At 56.5% G+C, this 18,351-nt stretch carries 17 protein-coding genes and 1 tRNA gene; 12 read left to right on the top strand and 6 right to left on the bottom strand.

Translation table 11 applies throughout. The features are described from left to right. Window positions 1-14 precede the first annotated feature (14 nt). A complete protein-coding gene (locus tag LBR61_05245; protein MDR1731480.1) occupies window positions 15-146 on the top strand; it encodes a type II toxin-antitoxin system HicA family toxin in 132 nt (43 codons plus the stop codon). 32 nt (window positions 147-178) lie between these two features. Next, window positions 179-583 (top strand): type II toxin-antitoxin system HicB family antitoxin, encoded by a 405-nt coding sequence (locus LBR61_05240; GenBank protein ID MDR1731479.1) that lies wholly within the window; start codon window positions 179-181, stop codon window positions 581-583. A 333-nt stretch (window positions 584-916) separates the two neighbouring features. On the opposite strand, the gene LBR61_05235 is transcribed toward LBR61_05240, so the two are convergent. Further along, window positions 917-992, bottom strand: a tRNA-Ala gene (locus LBR61_05235). Window positions 993-1,142: 150 nt separating this feature from the next. Here LBR61_05235 and msrA point away from each other — a divergent pair. The 3 genes from msrA (at window position 1,143) to LBR61_05220 (ending at window position 3,625) form a co-directional block, all read left to right on the top strand. After that, on the top strand, window positions 1,143-1,715 hold the full coding sequence (gene msrA, locus LBR61_05230; GenBank protein ID MDR1731478.1) for a peptide-methionine (S)-S-oxide reductase MsrA: 573 nt from the start codon (window positions 1,143-1,145) through the stop codon (window positions 1,713-1,715). Between the two features lie 208 nt (window positions 1,716-1,923). Continuing rightward, window positions 1,924-2,763 carry a formate/nitrite transporter family protein gene (locus LBR61_05225; protein MDR1731477.1) on the top strand — a complete coding sequence of 280 codons (840 nt, stop codon included), beginning with the start codon at window positions 1,924-1,926 and terminating at the stop codon, window positions 2,761-2,763. 4 nt (window positions 2,764-2,767) lie between these two features. Beyond that, window positions 2,768-3,625: a bifunctional 5,10-methylene-tetrahydrofolate dehydrogenase/5,10-methylene-tetrahydrofolate cyclohydrolase gene (locus LBR61_05220; protein MDR1731476.1), complete on the top strand. Its 858-nt coding sequence runs from the start codon at window positions 2,768-2,770 to the stop codon at window positions 3,623-3,625. 80 nt (window positions 3,626-3,705) lie between these two features. Here LBR61_05220 and LBR61_05215 read toward each other — a convergent pair whose 3' ends face one another. Further along, complete coding sequence (locus tag LBR61_05215) at window positions 3,706-5,238, bottom strand: sodium:solute symporter family protein (GenBank protein MDR1731475.1); 1,533 nt, start codon at window positions 5,236-5,238, stop codon at window positions 3,706-3,708. 322 nt (window positions 5,239-5,560) lie between these two features. Between LBR61_05215 and LBR61_05210 the strand changes: the two genes are divergently transcribed. Together LBR61_05210 and LBR61_05205 are read left to right on the top strand one after the other, a co-directional pair. Then, window positions 5,561-6,991 carry a hypothetical protein gene (locus LBR61_05210; protein ID MDR1731474.1) on the top strand — a complete coding sequence of 477 codons (1,431 nt, stop codon included), beginning with the start codon at window positions 5,561-5,563 and terminating at the stop codon, window positions 6,989-6,991. A 134-nt stretch (window positions 6,992-7,125) separates the two neighbouring features. Continuing rightward, complete coding sequence (locus tag LBR61_05205) at window positions 7,126-7,950, top strand: 5-oxoprolinase subunit PxpA (GenBank protein ID MDR1731473.1); 825 nt, start codon at window positions 7,126-7,128, stop codon at window positions 7,948-7,950. Between the two features lie 172 nt (window positions 7,951-8,122). On the opposite strand, the gene LBR61_05200 is transcribed toward LBR61_05205, so the two are convergent. The 4 genes from LBR61_05200 to LBR61_05185 are packed head-to-tail and all read right to left on the bottom strand — an operon-like array spanning window position 8,123 to window position 12,660. Continuing rightward, complete coding sequence (locus LBR61_05200; protein MDR1731472.1) at window positions 8,123-10,153, bottom strand: hypothetical protein; 2,031 nt, start codon at window positions 10,151-10,153, stop codon at window positions 8,123-8,125. 1 nt (window position 10,154) lies between these two features. Next, window positions 10,155-11,204 (bottom strand): KpsF/GutQ family sugar-phosphate isomerase, encoded by a 1,050-nt coding sequence (locus LBR61_05195; GenBank protein ID MDR1731471.1) that lies wholly within the window; start codon window positions 11,202-11,204, stop codon window positions 10,155-10,157. Beyond that, window positions 11,182-12,066, bottom strand: coding sequence for a 3-deoxy-8-phosphooctulonate synthase (gene kdsA, locus LBR61_05190; protein MDR1731470.1), 885 nt, complete (start codon window positions 12,064-12,066; stop codon window positions 11,182-11,184). Before kdsA ends, LBR61_05195 begins: the two co-directional genes overlap by 23 nt. Window positions 12,067-12,093: 27 nt before the next feature. Beyond that, window positions 12,094-12,660, bottom strand: a complete 567-nt coding sequence (locus tag LBR61_05185; protein ID MDR1731469.1) for a peptidylprolyl isomerase — start codon at window positions 12,658-12,660, stop codon at window positions 12,094-12,096. Between the two features lie 174 nt (window positions 12,661-12,834). Here LBR61_05185 and LBR61_05180 point away from each other — a divergent pair, with 174 nt between their 5' ends. The 5 genes from LBR61_05180 to buk (LBR61_05160) all read left to right on the top strand — a co-directional run bounded on the left by LBR61_05180 (window position 12,835) and on the right by buk (LBR61_05160) (window position 18,052). Beyond that, window positions 12,835-13,737, top strand: coding sequence for an ankyrin repeat domain-containing protein (locus LBR61_05180; protein ID MDR1731468.1), 903 nt, complete (start codon window positions 12,835-12,837; stop codon window positions 13,735-13,737). Window positions 13,738-13,931: 194 nt separating this feature from the next. Continuing rightward, on the top strand, window positions 13,932-14,756 hold the full coding sequence (locus tag LBR61_05175) for an aminotransferase class IV (protein ID MDR1731467.1): 825 nt from the start codon (window positions 13,932-13,934) through the stop codon (window positions 14,754-14,756). A gap of 71 nt (window positions 14,757-14,827) precedes the next feature. Then, entirely contained in the window at window positions 14,828-15,919 is a 1,092-nt protein-coding gene (gene buk, locus LBR61_05170; protein ID MDR1731466.1) for a butyrate kinase, read from the top strand. Between the two features lie 136 nt (window positions 15,920-16,055). After that, window positions 16,056-16,979: a bifunctional enoyl-CoA hydratase/phosphate acetyltransferase gene (locus tag LBR61_05165; GenBank protein MDR1731465.1), complete on the top strand. Its 924-nt coding sequence runs from the start codon at window positions 16,056-16,058 to the stop codon at window positions 16,977-16,979. A 2-nt stretch (window positions 16,980-16,981) separates the two neighbouring features. Further along, window positions 16,982-18,052 carry a butyrate kinase gene (gene buk, locus LBR61_05160; protein ID MDR1731464.1) on the top strand — a complete coding sequence of 357 codons (1,071 nt, stop codon included), beginning with the start codon at window positions 16,982-16,984 and terminating at the stop codon, window positions 18,050-18,052. The last annotated feature ends 299 nt before the right edge of the window (window positions 18,053-18,351 follow it).

Raw genomic sequence — 18,351 nt, 5'->3', positions numbered from 1 at the left:
ATGGATGGTACGCGATAAACCAGCGAGGAAGTCACAGGCACTTCAGACATCCGACGAAACAGGGTAAAACGACGATACCAATGGGCAGGAAGGATCTGACACCGAAGACCGTAAAAAGCATTAAAACACAGGCGGGTCTGGAATAAGTCCGGTAATCAGGTAAAGAAGGTGAATATAAATGCGTGACCGCTATTTTTTCCCCGCTGTTTTCTGCTATGAAGAAAATGGAATATCCATCACGTTTCCCGATCTTCCCGGCTGTATTTCCTGTGGGGATGATGACAGAGACGCCGTTAAAATGGCTGAAGAAGCGTTAGGTCTTCACCTCTACAATATGGAGCTGGACAACGATCCCATACCGGAACCCAGCCAGGGCAGCGCTGTCACTCTGGAGCCCAACGAAAGAATTTTCCTGGTCGATGTTTGGATGCCGCAGGTCCGTCAGGAGGTTCAACCCGTCTACGTCAAGAAGACTTTAACGATACCGGCCGACCTGAACGAGGCAGCCGTCGCGGCAGGACTGAACTTTTCCCAGGTTCTCGCCTCCGCCCTTCGAGGAATCCTGAAGCACAAAACAGCGTAAGTTTATCCTTCTGGAGTCCAACGCTGGAGCCCAACGAAAGAATTTTCCCGGTCGATGTTTGATACCAATTTGAAGTAAAAGGCCTGAAGTTAGAATAGCTAAAAGCAATGATATTCAAACATTAGCTTCTTCATTAGTATTCGATTGAAAGCAAATTGGTATGAATGCAACAGGTCCGTCAGGAGTTCAGCCCGTCTGCGTCAGGAAGACTTTAACGATACCGGCTTACCTGAACGGGACAGTCTTTCCCAGACCGACGCAGGCAGCCGAAAAAGAAAAACCCCAGCGGGAACCGGGGTTTAGTTACCTGTTTTTATCTGTTATAATCTGCTTTGGTGGAGCTAAGGGGATTCGAACCCCTGACCTCTTGAATGCCATTCAAGCGCTCTCCCAGCTGAGCTATAGCCCCAACAGCAAAACAATGGGCATTATATGGAAAGAAAGCGGTTTTGTCAAGGGAAAGCCCATGTCAGGGAAAGCGCAGAGAGCGGACAGGTATTCGACGCCCTGCCGCTGAGAGGTTGCCGTCGAAACAAAAGAACCGAAGGAGGTTTTTATCATGACTGCAGAACATACGGGACATGGAGGAGGAGCAATGCCCGCCAACCCCAACAGAGGAAGGACTTTCGATAAAAAGGAGCTTCGGGAAATCTACCTTGCGGGAGGCTGTTTCTGGGGAACGGAGGCGTTCATCGCACGTCTGCCCGGCGTGGCGGACACCACTGTGGGATACGCCAACGGAAAAACGGAAAATCCCACCTACGAGCAGGTTTGCCATGAAAACACGGGACACGCCGAAACGGTGCAGGTGTTTTACGACCCCCGCCAGCTGCCTCTGAAAAAGCTGCTGGAGGCGTATTTCACCATCATTGATCCTCTGAGCAAAAACCGCCAGGGCCCCGACACGGGCACTCAGTACCGTACCGGCGTCTACATGACGGCGGCGGAGGACAGGCCCGTGATCGAGAGCGTCTTCGCGTCGGAGCAGGCGAAATACGAGACCCCTCTCGCCGTGGAGCTGAGACCTCTGGAAAACTTCTACCCGGCCGAAGAATACCACCAGGACTACCTCGACAAAAATCCCAACGGGTATTGTCACGTGGATCTCGGCAAACTGGAGGATGTAAAATAGAGCCTCCGGCTCCTTTCTGCACAAATTTTTGTGCGCCATCTGCCAGTGTTAAGCGTCTTTTTTCAGTACACGATTACGCAATTCGCTATAGAAGTGTGGAAAGCCCCATTCCGCGCGGCTGACCCAAACCTTTCCACAAAATTTTTTGCGCGGAAAAGAGACCGGAACGTCTGAAGAATCGTCCGGTGAAAAGGAGAGAAACGGTAATATGCAAAAAGAGTATTTGACGCCGGCGGAAATCACGGAAAATTTTATTGAAATCGGCAAAAAGAAAGCCGGACTTTCGCCCATACAGCAGCTTGTCCTTGGCATTCTGGCCGGCGCCTTCATCGCCTTCGCCTCCGAAGGGTCCAATGTGGCCATACACACCATCGAATCCGTGGGGCTGGGCAAGGCGCTGGCCGGCGCGCTGTTCGCCACGGGGCTGATGCTGGTGGTGGTGGCGGGCGGAGAGCTTTTTACAGGCAACTGCCTGATGGTCATCGCCTGCGCAGAGGATAAAATATCCCTTCCTTCCATGCTTCGGGGATGGGTATGCGTTTACGCGGGAAACTTCATCGGTTCCGTACTGCTGGCCTTCCTCATTCACGGCTCGGGACAGCTGGACTATTCAGGGGGGCTCCTGGGCGGCTTCACGCTGAAACTGGCCGCTTACAAGACGAGCCTGACCTTCACGAAGGCCTTTTACCTGGGCCTTCTCTGCAACTGGCTGGTCTGCCTGGCGGTCTGGATGGCCTCGGCCGCCGGCGACGTCACGGGCAAGCTGCTGGCCATCTTCTTCCCCATATGGCTTTTCATCACGTCCGGCTTCGAGCACAGCGTCGCGAACATGTACTATATCTCCGCCGGACTCATGGCGAAAGGGGTTCCTCTCTACGTGGATCAGGCCGTGAAACTCGGCGCGACCCCGGAAAGCATCGCGTCACTGGGACTGAAGTCGTTCTTCGCGGGGAACCTTCTCCCCGTCACGCTGGGAAACATCGTGGGAGGCGGGCTGTTCGTGGGACTCGTCTATTACTTCGTCTACCGCGGAAAGAAAAGGGCCTGACGCCATGACGACGGTCATGAAAGGCGCGGAGGTCGCCGCACGAATGAAGGAATCTCTGGAAAAGGAGCTGGACCGGCTGAAACGCCAGGGACTTCATCCCAAACTGGGAATTGTCCGCGTCGGAGCCCGCCCGGACGACCTGGCCTACGAGCGGGGCGCGCTCAAACGCTTCGAGGGGTTGGGCATTGGGACGCAGGTCTTCGAGTTTCCGGAGGACATCGACCAAAAAACCTTTGTCGACGCATTCGCGAAAATCGACGCTTCCCCGGAAATTCACGGTATTCTGCTGTTTCGTCCCCTGCCCGGACACCTGGACGAGGAAGCCGTCAAAAAAAGAATCAATCCCCTGAAGGACGTGGACGGAATGAGCCCCCTCAGCGCCGCAAAAGTTTTTTCCGGAGAGGCGGACGGTTTCGCCCCCTGCACCCCGTCGGCGGTAATCGAGATGCTGGACTGCTGCGGCGTGGAAATCGCCGGTAAAAACGTGGCCGTGGTGGGACGCAGCATGGTGGTGGGAAGACCCCTGGCGATGCTTCTGCTGAAGCGCAACGCGACCCCCACTCTCTGCCACACAAAAACGGTGAACATGGAAGCGATCTGTAAAAACGCGGATATCATCGTTGCCGCCGCGGGAAAGGCCCGTATGCTCTCCTCCGCCTTCGTCAGTCCCGGAAGCGTGGTCATCGACGTGGGCATCAACCTGGACGAAAACGGCAAACTCTGCGGAGACGTGGATTACGATGCCGTCGCTCCGATGGTCTCCATGATCAGCCCCGTTCCCGGCGGAGTGGGAGCGGTGACCACCTCCGTTCTGGCAAAACACGTCCTGAAGGCGGCCAGGATGCTGAACGAACGACCCTGACGCAAAAACCGTGAGACGCGGGGCAAACACCGGAGCGTCTCACGGTTCGATTCCCTTCACAAAATCAGAGGTTCGCAGATTCACGAAAAATCCGTTAAATCCGTTTTCTCAGCTTTCGAGGGCAGTATGACGAGAGAAACCGCCATGACGACGAAGGTCGTGAGTATGCCGCAGGTGGTGGCGTTCAGTTTCGTGAAGCCGAAGTCCACCAGATGGGTGGCGGTGTCGAGAGTTCCCACTCCAAGGCTGACGAAGGGCGCCCCTTTGTAAAACGTGCAGAAAAGCGTCAGCGCCACCCCCAGCAGGGAGGAAAGCAGCGCGCCTCCGTTGGAAGCCCGGCGGGTGTACAGGCCAAAAATCAGCGGAGCCGCCAGGGACACGCTCATCAGCGAGTAGAAAATCGTCAGAGCGGAGATGATGCTGTCCAGAAAGAGCGCGAAAACGACGCCGAGAATTCCCGAGACCAGGGTGACGAGACGGCTGACCCGCAACAGCGCAGAGTCTTCGATGTGAGGGTTCAGAAACGTTTTATAGAGATCGTTGGAAACGGACGTGGCCAGCATGTAGAGGACAGCGTCGGCGGTGCTCACTTCCGCCGCGAAAATGGCGGCCAGAGCCAGCGTGGCGATGCCGAAGGGCATCATTTCCTTCATGGCCGTGGGCAGGGCCAGATCGGGGCGGCTCAGGGAGGGGAAGGAAGCGAAGGCCGCCATCCCGATGACCACGGGAATAATCGCAAAGACGAGCTGAACCACGCCGTTCATCGCCGTCCCTGCCTTGATGGCGCGCTCGCTGCGGGCTCCGAAAACCTTGCCGATCAACCCGGGAGAGATGAAAAACGACGGAATCAGCATCACCAGGTAACCGATGATGACGGTCATCCCGATGCCTCCCATGGAGAAATAATCGCCTTGAGCCGAGGCCTCCGTCAGATTTTGGCTCACCTTCCCCACCAGACCTTCCCATCCTCCCACAAAGGACCACACGAAGGGAAGGGCGACCAGAAATCCCGCGAGAATGACTCCAACCTCCACCACGTTCACCACCGCGGCCGACAGCAGACCGCCCGCCGCAAAGTACAGCGTGGTGACAAAAGCCCCGGCGACGACTCCCGCTTCCTTGGGAACCCCGGCGACCACCTCAAGGATCCAGGCGATCCCCAGCAGCTGCCCGGAGAAGAGGGCGAGAGTTCCCACCGCCATCATTCCGGAAAAAAGGCCGCGAAACGTTCTGCTGTAGCGCCGATCCAGATAATCTCCAAGGGTGTACAGCTGATGGCGGCAGGCGATGCGCCAGATACGCGGCCCCACCAGGAAGGCCAGAATCATTGAGCCGACCCCCGCGCTGCCAATCCACCACCAGGCCGATATTCCCGATTTGTACGCGATGGCCGCGACTCCCACGGTGGACCCCGCCCCCAGGTTGGCCGCAATCAGGGTCGTAAAAAGAAGGCTTCCCGAAAGTTTGCGTCCGGCCACGAAAAAACCGGAAGAATTTTTGACCCGCCTTCCCGCAAACCAGCCCACCAGAATCAGAAGAACCGCATATCCCAGGATCGCCTGAACATAACCGTTTCCCGTCAGCAAAGCAATAATTTGACCGAAATACTCCATTTAAATCCTCCCGATTGACCTGTACCGTATTTGCTCCGATTCCCAATCGAAAGCCTGGAGGTTAGAATACATAAAAACAGGGCATAGTCAATATGTCCAAAAGACAATTGTCAGCGGGAAAGAGCGCGGCGCTGAGGGCATTCACGCATATGCAGGACGCGGTGCAAACTTTTTTGCGAGCTTCAGGGATGTTGTTTCTTAAAGTGTTATACTTATGTGGCATTTGAAGTGATATTTTTTCGATTTCGATAATGAAACGGGAGGGGCCCTCCGCTGCAAAGCGAGAGAGCGTCGTTTCGAGTTACTTCAAAGGAGTGTTCCAATGACTCAGAACGTGGTTTTCAAACGATGGGAAAAAATACCGGACGTCGTAAAAGTATGTGGAGAAATCGATAAAATTTCTGGAAGATATGCGGGATACCTTGCCTCCGGAAAAACCGAGGACAAGGTCAAAGCCCGAAAAGAATGGCAGCAGCTTTCAGAAAAATACTGGGATTTGCTGTGGGCGATTCTGGATGCTCAGACGGAGTCCTTTCCGGAGCGGCTTACCTTCGACGATGAGGAGCGCCTGTTTATTGATTTTGGCTATTTAAACGACTCCGTTACGCCGCGGAACGCAAAATTCGACACTGCCCGCAGTCTCACCCTGAAGGCCGTACCCGGCGTTTTTCAGTACGAAACTCTTTCCGATTTCATAGCGGAGTGCTGGGCAACGATTACCCGAAACCCCCTTCCGCCGCTGGTCTGCGGGGAAGGACTTGAGAGAACGGAAAGCATGGAAAAAAGACTGGCCGAGCTGCAGGCAAAGCGAGACGAAGAAATAGAGAGAATTATTTCCCGTATTTCCAACGACAACGGCGGCGATGTTGAAAAAATCACCTCCGGACTGGACGAGTGTCTCATGCAGACCCTGAAAGTGGAGATGCGCGTCAGGGAATTTCGTGAAGCGCCCGACGAGGTCAAGCAGGGGATGTCCCAGGATCGTTTCCGCTACAACGAGGCGGAACACGCCATGATGATTCAGCTTTCCATCGCCCAGAAAGATGAGGTGGAACCTCTCGGTCTGCCGGAAAGCGAGATTTTTATGGCCCTCCACGAATCGACGAAAACCCTGGGCCGGAAAATCCTGTACAGCCGTCAGGACGAGGAAAAAACCCGGGCGCGGCTCAAAAAGGGCGGAGACGCCTGCCTTCAGTTTTCTCAGCAGATGATGCGCAAAGAGCTCAAAAACATGCTGGCAAAAAAGAAGGAGTATATGGCCGTTCCGGCGAAAGTCGCCCGTTGCGAACAGTCGTTTTTCTGCCCGCAGGACTCGGAACCCATGGGCTATGACACGGCCTCGCGAATGGTGGAAGACCTCTGCGACCTGGACATGGACATGTTCATCGTCCCGCGCATCCGCATGTATGGCGTTCCCCGGGTAATCTTCATTCCGGGACAGGGCTTGGGCACCTACGACTGGGGCGATCACACCATTCTGCTGCCGATGTTTCCGACGACTTCCGCCGAAAAATCCCTGGCCTACGCGCTGGGAACCTTTCGCTGGGACAGTGACGAAGACCGAATCCTCAAAAACACCTACGAGCACATCAAGGAAAACAGGGGAAAGTCCATCCTCGAAATGGCCTCTTCTTTTTATAAAGATTATTTCCTCTGGGTCACCAAGGAGAAAAAAGGATATCGTATCCTTCCCAGGGAAACTCACAAAACTTTCCTTCAGATGTTCGCTCCCCGGAATAAAGGGGAAAGTTGATTTACAGGGGTAAAAAAATATAAAATAGACATAAAAGTATAAAAAAAATAGAAACAGCAAAATCGAACTCTCGAAAAAAATCAGAGTGTAAAAAAATCTGGAACCGAAAGAAACTGGGGAAAGAAGGGTGCAAAATGCCTGTGATAGACCTGAACAGCACATTGGGGGAAAGTTTCGGGGCGTGGAAAATGGGAATGGACGAGGCGATGTTGCGCATCGTAAGTTCCGTGTCGATCGCCTGTGGACTTCACGCGGGAGATCCGCTCATCATGCAGACGACGACGGGTTCGGTCCGGAGGGCAGGGGTGGGAATCGGCGCTCTTGTCGGTTATCCCGACCTGCAGGGGTTCGGCCGGCGCAACATGAATCTGACGCCCTATGAAATTTACGCCTACACGCTTTATCAGATCGGGTCACTGCAGGCCATCTGCCGGGCGAACAAAGTGAATCTGGAGTACGTGAAACCCCAGGGGGCCCTTTACGAGAGGTGCGTGGGAGATCTTCCCGCAGCCAAGTCCGTCGCCTGCGCCGTTCGAGACGCCAGCAGAAATTTGATCCTCGTGGGACAGGCTTCTTCCTGCTTCGAGACGGCGGCCTCCGAGGTGAACATCGCCTTTGCCTCGGAGATTTTTGCGGACAGGGGCTATCATGAAGACGGGACGCTGGTGCCTCGCGGAGAGCGGGGCGACATCATCGCGGACGCCAAAGTGGCATCGGATCGCATTCTGAGGATTCTGGAAGAGGGCGTGCTGGAAACGGTGGACGGCACGACCATCCCCATGAAGATTCATACCGTGGGTCTCCACGGAGATTTCCCCTCCGCGCCGCAATTCGCTTTTTCCCTCAAGGAAGCTCTTGAGGAGAAGGGTCATACGGTGGCTCATATGCGTGAAGTTCTGGAGCCGGGCGGAGAGGCGGTTCCCTCCGAAGAAGAGCCCGAGGAGGCCGCATCGGTATAGAGCCGCGGGGCCTTTTTTGCATAAATTTTCGTGAGTCACCTGGCAGTATCAGGCGTCTTTTTTCAGTACACGATTACACAATCCGCCATAAAGTTGATTTCTGCACCGAAACTCCAGGCAGGATGGTCTGCCTGATAAAGTGACGGCGCAGATTTTTTTCTTGAGGGTAAAGTCAGCGGGCAGCCGGATTCTGACGCCAGGTCCAGGCTTTCGGCAGGAACTCTTCGATGAACGCATCGAAAGCCTCCGCCACCGGCTTGGCGGACAGAAGTTTCAGGGGAATTTCTCCGTTTTTCGGAACCACCCAATCCGCCGCGCAGAACTCCCGAAACCAGGGCATTGTCAGATTCATATCCCGAGACGTGGAATAACTGAAAAGCCCCAGGGTGGGCACGCCGCTCAGCGCGGCAAGGTGCAGGGGACCCGTGTCGTTTCCGACGGCCAGCTCGCAGAAAGACGCCAGCCCCGCCATTTTTTCGAAGTTCAGAGCTCCCGCCAGGTTCAGGACATTTTCCGAGGCCAGGGCGTTTTCGATTTCCCGTCCCAAAGACTCCTCCAAAGGCCCGTGGCCGTTCAGCACGATTCCCCATCCTTTCTTCAGGAGAGGGCGCAAGAGCTCAATCCAGCCCTCGGCGGTCCACATTTTTTTCACCGCTCCCGCCCCGATCAGAACCAAAAGACGGCGCTCCGGCAGTTTTTGCGCCAGAGGCCAAACGGCCTCCCGCCATTCCGGCCTGGAGAGGACGGAGGGAAGGGAGCGGTCCTTCACGTCGACGCCAAGAGAGGAAAACCACGTCGCGGTGTCCACGTGATAATTCATGGAGAACAGCGAACTCGTCCCCACGCGGCAGAGAGCGCCGCTGAAGAGGGCCAGAAACGAGGTATGCCCTCCCCGATGGTCGCTGACCACCCATTTATAGCGACCGGCTCTGATTTTTCGAAGGGTGCGCCACCATTCCGCGAAGGGTTTTTTACGTCCGCCAATTACCTCGTCGAAACAGGGCATTCCCCGCAGCAATCCCGTATATTCAGGATTCGACAAAAAAGTCAGATGCACTTCCGGAAAACGCCTTTTGAAATTGCAGGCGTCCGCCGCGGCTTCGAGAACGTCTCCAAAGGCCCAAAAACGAACCCACAGAACTCTGTCCCCTGCCGCAGGCGCAGGCATGTCCCGGGCCGGAGTCGTTTTTCCAGCCAGAGCCCGTCCGAGGCGATAAATCGCTTCCCGCCCCAGAAGCCATAAGGTCGAAACCGGCTCACAGCAGAAAATATCTTTTCGAAGACGGGAAAAGATCCTTTTATAGCACTGGGAAGTTTTGCGATGCACGGTCAGAGGACTGGAGGCGATGGCAAGCAGCAGGTCCGCGATTTCGTCCGGCTGAAGACGTCCCCAGGGGGTTTTGAGCAGCGTATGCCAGTAGAGCCCCTCCGCCGCGGAGCCCCACAGGGCTTCCCAGGGTTTGGGCTCGCATACGGCGTGGAGAATGCCCTCCGGAAGGGAGTCAAAATACGTCCGGCAGGTATTGAATTTGGGATCGAGAATTTTGATGTCGCCCCGAAAGCAGGAGTTCAGCATGTCCTGATCTCCGTGGGTCGCATATCGCCCATACTCTTTCGCCCAGGAGAAAATCCTCTGAAATAAGCTGCATTTTTCCCGAATCCTGGGAAGATTCATCAGCAGAACGCCGCCGTTGACGTAGTATTTTCGATCACAGCGCATCCACCTCAGCCGAAAAGCTCTTTCCGAAAAGAGTTTAAACGGCCTGTTTTCCGGACGATCCAACACGCCGGCCAGAGAAAAACCCTCCAGAGGAACCTCCCAGAGCTCCCGAATGTCCATGTTGACGAGGACGTCGCAGTCCAGGTAAATGACCTTCTCCAGAGACGCGGGCAAAACTTCGGGGATCAAAAGACGAAACATCGTACCGGGTGAGCATCTCAATTCAAGTTTGACGGAATCGGAGTTGATGTTGTAAGGAGAGACGTCGTAAAACGCGACGCTTTGACCATACGTTTCCGCCGTTTCGCTCAGGAGTTCGCGATTGCGCTCCGTCAGTGTCCGGTCGTGCAGAACGTGAACGCAAACAGGACTTCGTGTGTTGAGAAAAATGGAGGCCATAACGACCCCCCCGTGGCGCGCGTAGGTTCCCTTTGGATCCCATACCGCCAGAGCAACGTGGATAAGTTCCGAAGAATTTTGCATTTCAGGCCAGCCCCGCCGCCAGCAGTTCGTGAAAGTGAACGAGCCCCACCGGCCTCAACCCCGCGGAGTCCTCTTTATCTTCCGCCACTTCTCCTCTTTCCATGGCCTCCACCACAATCAGCGCGCTGATTTCACGCTCTCTCATGATACGTACGGCCTCCACCGCCAGACGATTGGCCGTGATCGTACAGGGCGTTCGCGTCATGAACTCCTCGATTTTTCGATTCAGGGCCTCCACTCCATTTTTTTCCAGCAGCCGGCGCAGATCGCCATCCGTAAAAAATCCCGCCAGTCTCCCCTCTTCGTCCACCACACAGGTGGACCCGTATTTTTTGCGAGTCATTTCGAAAAGCGCGTCTTTCACCGACACATTCCGGGACACCCTGGGAAGGCGGTCTCCGGTCCCCATCACGTCGGCGACCCTGGTCAGCAGTCGGCGGCCGAGGGCTCCCCCCGGATGAAAAGCCGCGAAATCCTCCCGGCTCAGGCCCCGAAGGCGCGTCACCATGCCGGCCAGCGCATCGCCCAGGGCCATCTGCATCGTCGTGCTGCTGGTGGGAGCAAGGGCCAGGGGGTCCGCTTCACGGGTCACTCCCGAATCAATGACCACATCCGAATGTTGGGCCAAAGGGGAATCCGTCGCGCCGGTGACGGCGATCACCGGCGCGCCCAGCCGGCTGAACCAGGGAAGAATCGCCAGAACCTCCGCCGTGGTCCCGCTGTTGCTGAGGAAAACGCCCACGTCCTCGCTGCGCACCATGCCCAGATCGCCGTGCAGGGCCTCCGCGGCGTGGAGAAAAAAAGCCGGAGTTCCCAGGGAGGCCAGAGTGGCGGCAAACTTGCCTCCCACATGCCCGGATTTCCCCATCCCCACGACGACCACCCGTCCCGGACACGCAAAGATCACCCGGGCAGCCTGAACCAGCCCTTCGCAGGGACCTTCCGCCGCCCGCAGCAGCTCTCCGGCCTCGCTGCGAAGGACATTTTTTCCGATTGTCAGCAGTTCGTCGTCCGTACAGGCGAGGGCTTCACGCTCCCAGGGCAGTTTCAGCTCCACCGCAGACGGTCCCTCCCTCCTGTTGACGCAGGGCCTGCCGAACCCGATGAATCGCCAGAACCTGATCCAAAAACGCTCCCATTTCAGAGAGGGGAATCATGTTGGGGCCGTCGCTTTTGGCAGAAGCGGGGTCGGGATGAGTTTCCACAAACAAAACGTCAATGCCCACAGCAGCAGCAGCCCGGGCCAGAGGCAGCGCCATTTCCCGGTCGCCTCCGCTGACGCCGCCCATCGCCCCCGGTTTCTGGACGCTGTGGGTGGCGTCGAAAACCACGGGACAGCCCAGAGCGCGCATCGTCACCAGCGAGCGCATGTCCACCACGAGCTGACGATACCCCATCATGGTCCCCCGTTCGCAGAGCAGCACGCGGTCGTTCCCCGCCTCCCGGCATTTCTCGACCACGTTTTTCATGTCCTCGGGGGCCAGAAACTGCGCTTTCTTGATATTCAGGATTTTTCCCGTAGACGCGGCAGCCGTCAGCAGATCCGTCTGACGGCAGAGAAACGCGGGAATCTGCAGGACGTCCGCCACCTCCGCGGCCTGCGCGGCCTGCCAGGGTTCGTGAATGTCCGTCACCACCGGGACATCCAGTTCTTTTTTGATCTGCGCAAGCTCCTCAAGCCCGCGAACGATTCCAGGGCCCCGCCATGAGTGGATCGACGTGCGGTTGGCCTTGTCGAAGGAGGCCTTGAAGATGCAGCCGACGCCTCTTTCCTCACAAAGGCGCTTCATGACGCGGGCCACCTCCAGCCCCAGCTCCAGGCTTTCCAGAGAGCAGGGCCCCGCCATCAGCGTCAGTTCGCCGTTTCCTATCGTAAAGTTTTTGAGCCTGTAATCCGGTTTCGGGCCATCCATTTCGTCGCCTCAGGGTTCGGACGGAGGCTATTTCGCCTCCGGCATTTCAATCGTGACCGTTTTCATGACGACGTCGATCACGGGCCTGTCACCGGGGCCCACCTTTGTTTTGCCGATGGCCTTCACCACGTCCATACCCTCCACCACCGAGCCGAAAATCGCGTGCTTGCCATCCAGCCAGGGAGTGGGAACCAGCGTGACGAAGAACTGGGAACCTCCGCTGTTGGGGCCCGCGTTGGCCATGGACAGCAGGCCGGGCCTGTCGTGCTTCAGGCCGGGGCCGAACTCGTCGGGAATCGTGTATCCGGGACCGCCCCGCCCCGTGCCTGTGGGGTCCCCGCCCTGAATCATAAAATTATCGATGACCCGATGGAAGATGACTCCGTCGTAGAAATTTTTCTGAGCGAGATCGATGAAGTTCTGCGCCGTTTTTGGGGCGAGATCCGTGAAAAGCTCCGCGCGGAACGTCCCGAGAGTCGTTTCAAAAACAGCCACCGGACGCTCTCCGGCAAAAGCCCTCCCCGCCGGCAGGACCACCGCTAAAAGACACACCGGAACGATCACGGCGGACAAAGCTCGAAACAGAGACGTCAATATAAATACAACTCCTTTCGTAAATTGCGGATACTCGTAAATTTATCAAATATCCACCTGAATCGGTGAATCATGATACCATAATACAACCAATACAACCGGACAGGGAAAAGAAGTAAAAATCAAAAATAAACAGGCGTAAAGAGAAGAGAGAACGGCGAAGGGAAACAAAAAATGAAGGAAAACAAAAAATCTCTCCTGGAGCTTTTGTCCGTTCCGGGACGGAGTGACGCGATTCTGGAGGCGATTCGCGAAGGGGCCGACGTCAACGAAACCAGCGAAAACGGCTTCACGCCCCTGATGATGGCGGCCGTTCTGAACGACGAACCCTCCGTGGTCGAGGCTCTGATCGACGCGGGAGCCGACATCGACGCGGAAACACGGGAGGGAATGACCGCTCTGATGTGGGCCCTGCTGACTGAAACCCGGGATCCGGACGACGCCCGCCTCGGCGAGTTTATCCAGCGGGACCGGCGGCGGGCTGAAACGGCGACCCTCCTCGTCAAAAGAGGGGCCAGTCTCGACGTCACCTGCTACTCTCCGCGGCGGAAGAGGTGGACGCCCCTTCTGTTCGCCACACTGGATCCCGACCGAAACGCGGCGGTCATCTCTCACATGCTGACGGCGGGAGCCTGGGCCGATCCCCGCACGGAGGAGGGACTCACCCCTCTCTTTCACGCGGCGGCCTTTGGACGGTTTTCCGGAACGCTTCACGACCTGATCCAGGCCGGAGCCGAGGTCAACGCCAGGGGAAATCAGGAGGGCCGGGAAGGATGGACGCCCCTTTTCTACGCCCTGAACAGCCCCTGCAAAAGTCTGCCGGTGGTGGAAGAACTTCTCAAAAACGGAGCCGCGGTGAACATGCTCTCGGATGCCGGACAGACGCCTCTTTTTTTCGCCGCCCTCATTGAAGACACTCCGGCTTTCGTTCACCTCCTGCTGAAGGCGGGAGCCGACGTCCACGTTCAGGACAAAAACGGCTGTACCGCCGTCGACTGCGCCCTGTCCCGAAACAGCAAAAACGTCGTCAGCCTCCTCCGAAAAGCGGAAGCGGCGAAAAACACGACGCCCCTGTGACGTCGCTGGAAATCGTTTTCCGTTTTCCATTTTCACCTTTCATCTTTTCTCTTTATCTTTCCTTTTCATCTTCCATCTTGACATCGGAGGCAAATCGTAACACTATTGCCCTGTGAAAAAAATTACACACTGAATTTTCGGCTTATTAATCATAAAATATTCTATTTTCAACGCTCTTTACGGAGGGGTCAGATATGAAACTGTGTTACATTGACAAACGGTTCGTCAGTCCAACGGAGGCTCTGCTTCCCGTAACAGATCTCATTATCCAGCGCGGCATCGGCGTTTTCGAGTCCATAAGCACCTGGCGGAAACGTCCGCTCATGCTGACGCCGCACCTGGAACGTCTCCTGACAGGCGCGAAAAATTCCTATATTCATCCTCCTCTGGGCATCGAGGAAATGCGGGAAATTATCCGTGAGGGAATCTCCAAACTGGACGAGGAGCTCCTGATCAAAGCCTACCTTTCCGGCGGCGACGTGTTCGACCGGGTGCGCGGCTTCACGGAGCCCCGCTTTTTCGTCACCTTCGAGGCGCTGGACATCCCCCCGGCATCGCTCTATGAAAACGGAATCCGCCTGGAACCCATTGACGACGGACGAAATGATCCCTCCACCAAAAGTATCGACTACCGCCGGGCCTACACGCTTTCTCCCTATGACGAACACGCGGAGATTCTGTACTGCCCCGAGGGCGAAATCACGGAGAGCGGCCACAGCTCGTTCTTCCTCTGCATCGGCGACACCCTGCTGACGGCCCCTCTGACCCGCGTTCTGAAGGGAACCACCCGACAGGCCGTCATCGATCTGGCGTACAGGGCGGGGCTGAACGTGGAGGAACGCTGTCCCCTGCTGACGGAACTGCCTCAGGCCAGCGAAGCCTTCATCACGGGCAGCGTCAAAAAAATTCTTCCCGTGGTTCGTATCGGCGCGCAGATTATCGGCAACGGACGTCCAGGCCCCTGGACCCGTCGCCTGTCGGATCTTTATCTGGAACACATCGAAGAATGGCTTGAATGAAGGACATGTCCGGCCAGACCCAAAATCAGAATACGCAGTGAAGTCCAAAAGTTACCGCAGGAGGGAACAGGATGACGTACTCCGTTTTAACCATCAACCCGGGTTCCACCAGTACAAAAGTAGCGAAATTTTCCGGAGAAACGGTTCTCTGGAACGAGACGATCCGCCATACGATCGAAGAGCTCGCCCCTTTCGAGCATATCGCGGACCAGTTTGACTTCAGGCTGAAAACGATTCTGAACGTCATCGCAAAGCACCGCGGTGGCGCGGGGCCTGAAGGGGCGGACGCCGTCTCCGGACGCGGAGGGATCATCGATCCCCTGCCGGGAGGGACGTTTTTGGCGGACGAGCGCCTTGTGGAACGCCTGAAGCTCGGCAAGCCCTGGGACCACGCCTCCAACCTGGGGGGCATTCTGGCAAACGCGCTGGCCCTGCGATGGAACGTCCCGGCCTTCATCGTGGATCCCGTATGTGTGGACGAGATGCTGCCGGAGGCCAAAATCACGGGACTGCCCGACCTGCCCAAAGATTCCTTTTCTCACGCCCTCAACATCAAGGCCACCGTGCGCCGGGCCGCCAGTGAACTGGGAATCCCCTGGGATGAGCTGCGCGCCGTCGTGGCTCACCTGGGTGGAGGAATCACCGTGGTGGCCCACCGGCGGGGGCGCATCATCGACACGAGCAACGGCACCGATTTCGGCCCCTTCTCTCCCTCACGCACCGGCGGACTTCCCGCCGGCGAGCTGGCTCGTCTCTGCTTCAGCGGCCGGTACGCTCAAAAAGACTTCAACCGCCTGGTCGTGTCAGGAGGCGGAGTGAGGGCTTATCTGGGAACCAGCGACATGCGCGAAGTGGGCGCGAAAATCAAAAACGGCGACGAACAGGCGGGGCTCATCTATCGCGCTCTGGCCTGGCAGGTCTCGAAGGAAATCGGAGCTCAGGCCGTTTCCATGGGAGAGCCCGTCGATATTATCCTTTTCACGGGCGGCGTCGCCTACGACTCTGATTTCGTCAGCCTTGTCGAGGAACGCGTGCAGTGGATCGCCCCCTGCCTCATCTACGCGGGCGAAGACGAAATGCTGGCCCTGGCTCAGGGGGCGCTCCGAGTTTTGAACGGGGACGAAAAAGCAAAAAATTACGGAGACTATGTTCTAAAAAATTAAGTATAATAAAGCGGCAGCGATCCGACACCAGATGCATCAGTCGCAGTAATAAAGTATCGCAATACCGTAAATGGCGTAACACTGCAGTGCAAGATATTTTTAAACAGAATATTTTAATACTGGAGGGTTTTGTGAGATGGAACAAATTCGTTCACTTTCCCAGATGGTTGAGGAAGCCAAAAAACTTTGCGCAGCCAGGGGGAAAAAGCGCATTTCCGTCGCCATGGCAGAGGATGCGGGTCTTATTTCAGCAATTGAAGAAGCCCGTAAAACCGGTCTTGTGGAGGCTACGCTGGTAGGAAACACCGCGAAGGTCAAAGCCTGTATCGCAGAGGCGGGGGCCAAAGAAAGCGATTATACGATCATCGACGAAAAGAACGAAGCGAAATGCGGGATCGTTGCGGTGACGGAAGTTTCTTCAAAACGCGCCGACATTTACATGAAGGGACAGCTTCACACCGACCACTTTCTGCGGGGAATGCTGAACAAGGAAGTGGGGCTCCGCAGCGGCAAGGTCATTTCTCACTGTTACTTCCACGAGATTGACGGTTACGACCGCATCTTTTTCGTCGCCGACGCGGCGTTCAACACCTATCCCGATCTGAAGCAGAAGGCCGACATTCTCCAGAACACCGTCAACTTCGCCCGCGCGCTGGGCGTGGAGTGCCCGAAGGTCGCCTGTCTTGCGGCCGTGGAGCTCGTCAACCCCGACATGCCCTGCACCCTGGACGCGGCCGCCCTCGTGCAGATGGCTCAGCGCGGACAACTCAAAAACTGCCTTGTAGACGGCCCCCTGGCTTTGGACAACGCCATCAGCGAAGAGGCCGCGAAAATCAAAAAAATCACCTCCCCCGTCGCAGGCAGGGCGGACATTCTGCTCGTTCCCCACATTGAGGCGGGCAACATGCTCGCGAAGTCCATCGTCTACTTCTCGAAGAACGAGACGGCGGGTATCATCATCGGAGCGGCGGCCCCCGTCATCCTCACCAGCCGGGCAGACTCTCCCCGCGCCAAGATGCTTTCCATCGCCGCAGCCGTCATGATTTCCCACGCTTCCTGAAAATGAAAATTTTTGCCATCAATCCCGGCTCGACAAGCACGAAGGCGGCCCTCTTCGAGGACACTCGATGCCTGTGGACCGAAACCCAGCGTTATGACGCGCCCGAGCTCTCGCATTTTTCCAGCGTCATGGAGCAGGAGGAATTCCGCTTCGTCGAACTTTCGAAAATCCTTGACGCCAAAGGAGTGAAACCCTCGGACCTTGACGCGGTGGTTGGCCGCGGAGGACTTCTGAAACCCATGCAAAGCGGCACTTACCTCGTCAACGAACGGATGCTGGAGGACCTGCGCAATATGGTATGGGGCGCCCATGCCAGCAATCTCGGAGCATGTCTGGCCGTTCGCTTCGCCAAAGCCTCGGGGAAGGACATTCCAGCGTTCATCGTCGATCCCGTCGTCGTGGATGAACTGGCGGAGGAGGCTCGCATTTCGGGGCTGCCGGAGCTCCCGCGCATTTCCATCTTCCACGCCCTCAACCAAAAAGCCGTGGCGCGTCGAGTCGCCGCCGAGCTGAAAAAGAAATATGAAGAATGTAACCTCATCATCGCCCACATGGGCGGCGGCGTTTCCGTCGGAGCCCATGAAAAAGGACGTGTCATCGACGTCAACAACGCGCTGGACGGAGACGGCCCCATGTCGCCTGAACGTTCGGGCAGTCTGCCGGTGGGGGGCCTGAGCATCCTCTGCTACAGCGGGAAATACTCTCTGGCGGAAATTGAAAAGATGATCTGCGGCAGGGGCGGTCTGGTGGCTCACCTGGGCACCAATGACATGCGCGAGGTGGAAAAACTCGTGGCCGCGGGAGATGCAAAAGCAACCCTCGTCTTCGACGCCATGATCCTCCAGATCGCAAAAGAAATCGGAGCCTCCGCCGCCGTTCTCAGGGGCCAGGTGGACGCCGTCGTCCTCACCGGAGGGCTGGCCTACAGCGAAAAGCTCTGCGAACAGATCACGTCCAAAGTGAAATTCATCGCTCCCGTCCTGCGCCACCCCGGCGAGGATGAAATGCAGGCTTTGACGGAAGGGGCCTGGCGTGTCCTGACAAAGGTCGAGTCCCACAAAACCTACAACTGACCGCCAGGGCTTCTGTTTTTATTGCATTCGATGTGAATTTCTGTGTGGAAAACGGCCTCGTCAGGGGGCCGTTTTTGGTATACATAAGGATGTCCCCAGGCGATGAGCATTTCTGCTCCACGCAAAATTATGTGCTATATTATTATTTCGTTTTAAGAATTCAGGGCAGAGAAAATAACGTCTGATACCAGCAGAGCCCAGACTGAAGATTGGCGGTTCGAGATCATAATGTGGGATATTTTTCTGTGGAGTTTCAACGCCGTCGCCCCTATTTTGCTGATCCTCCTGGTGGGGTGGTT

The sequence above is a fragment of the Synergistaceae bacterium genome (assembly GCA_031272035.1).
Taxonomy (GTDB): domain Bacteria; phylum Synergistota; class Synergistia; order Synergistales; family Aminobacteriaceae; genus JAISSA01.
The sequence above is the reverse complement of the archived record's forward strand: the minus strand, read 5'-3'. Positions and strand labels throughout refer to the sequence as shown.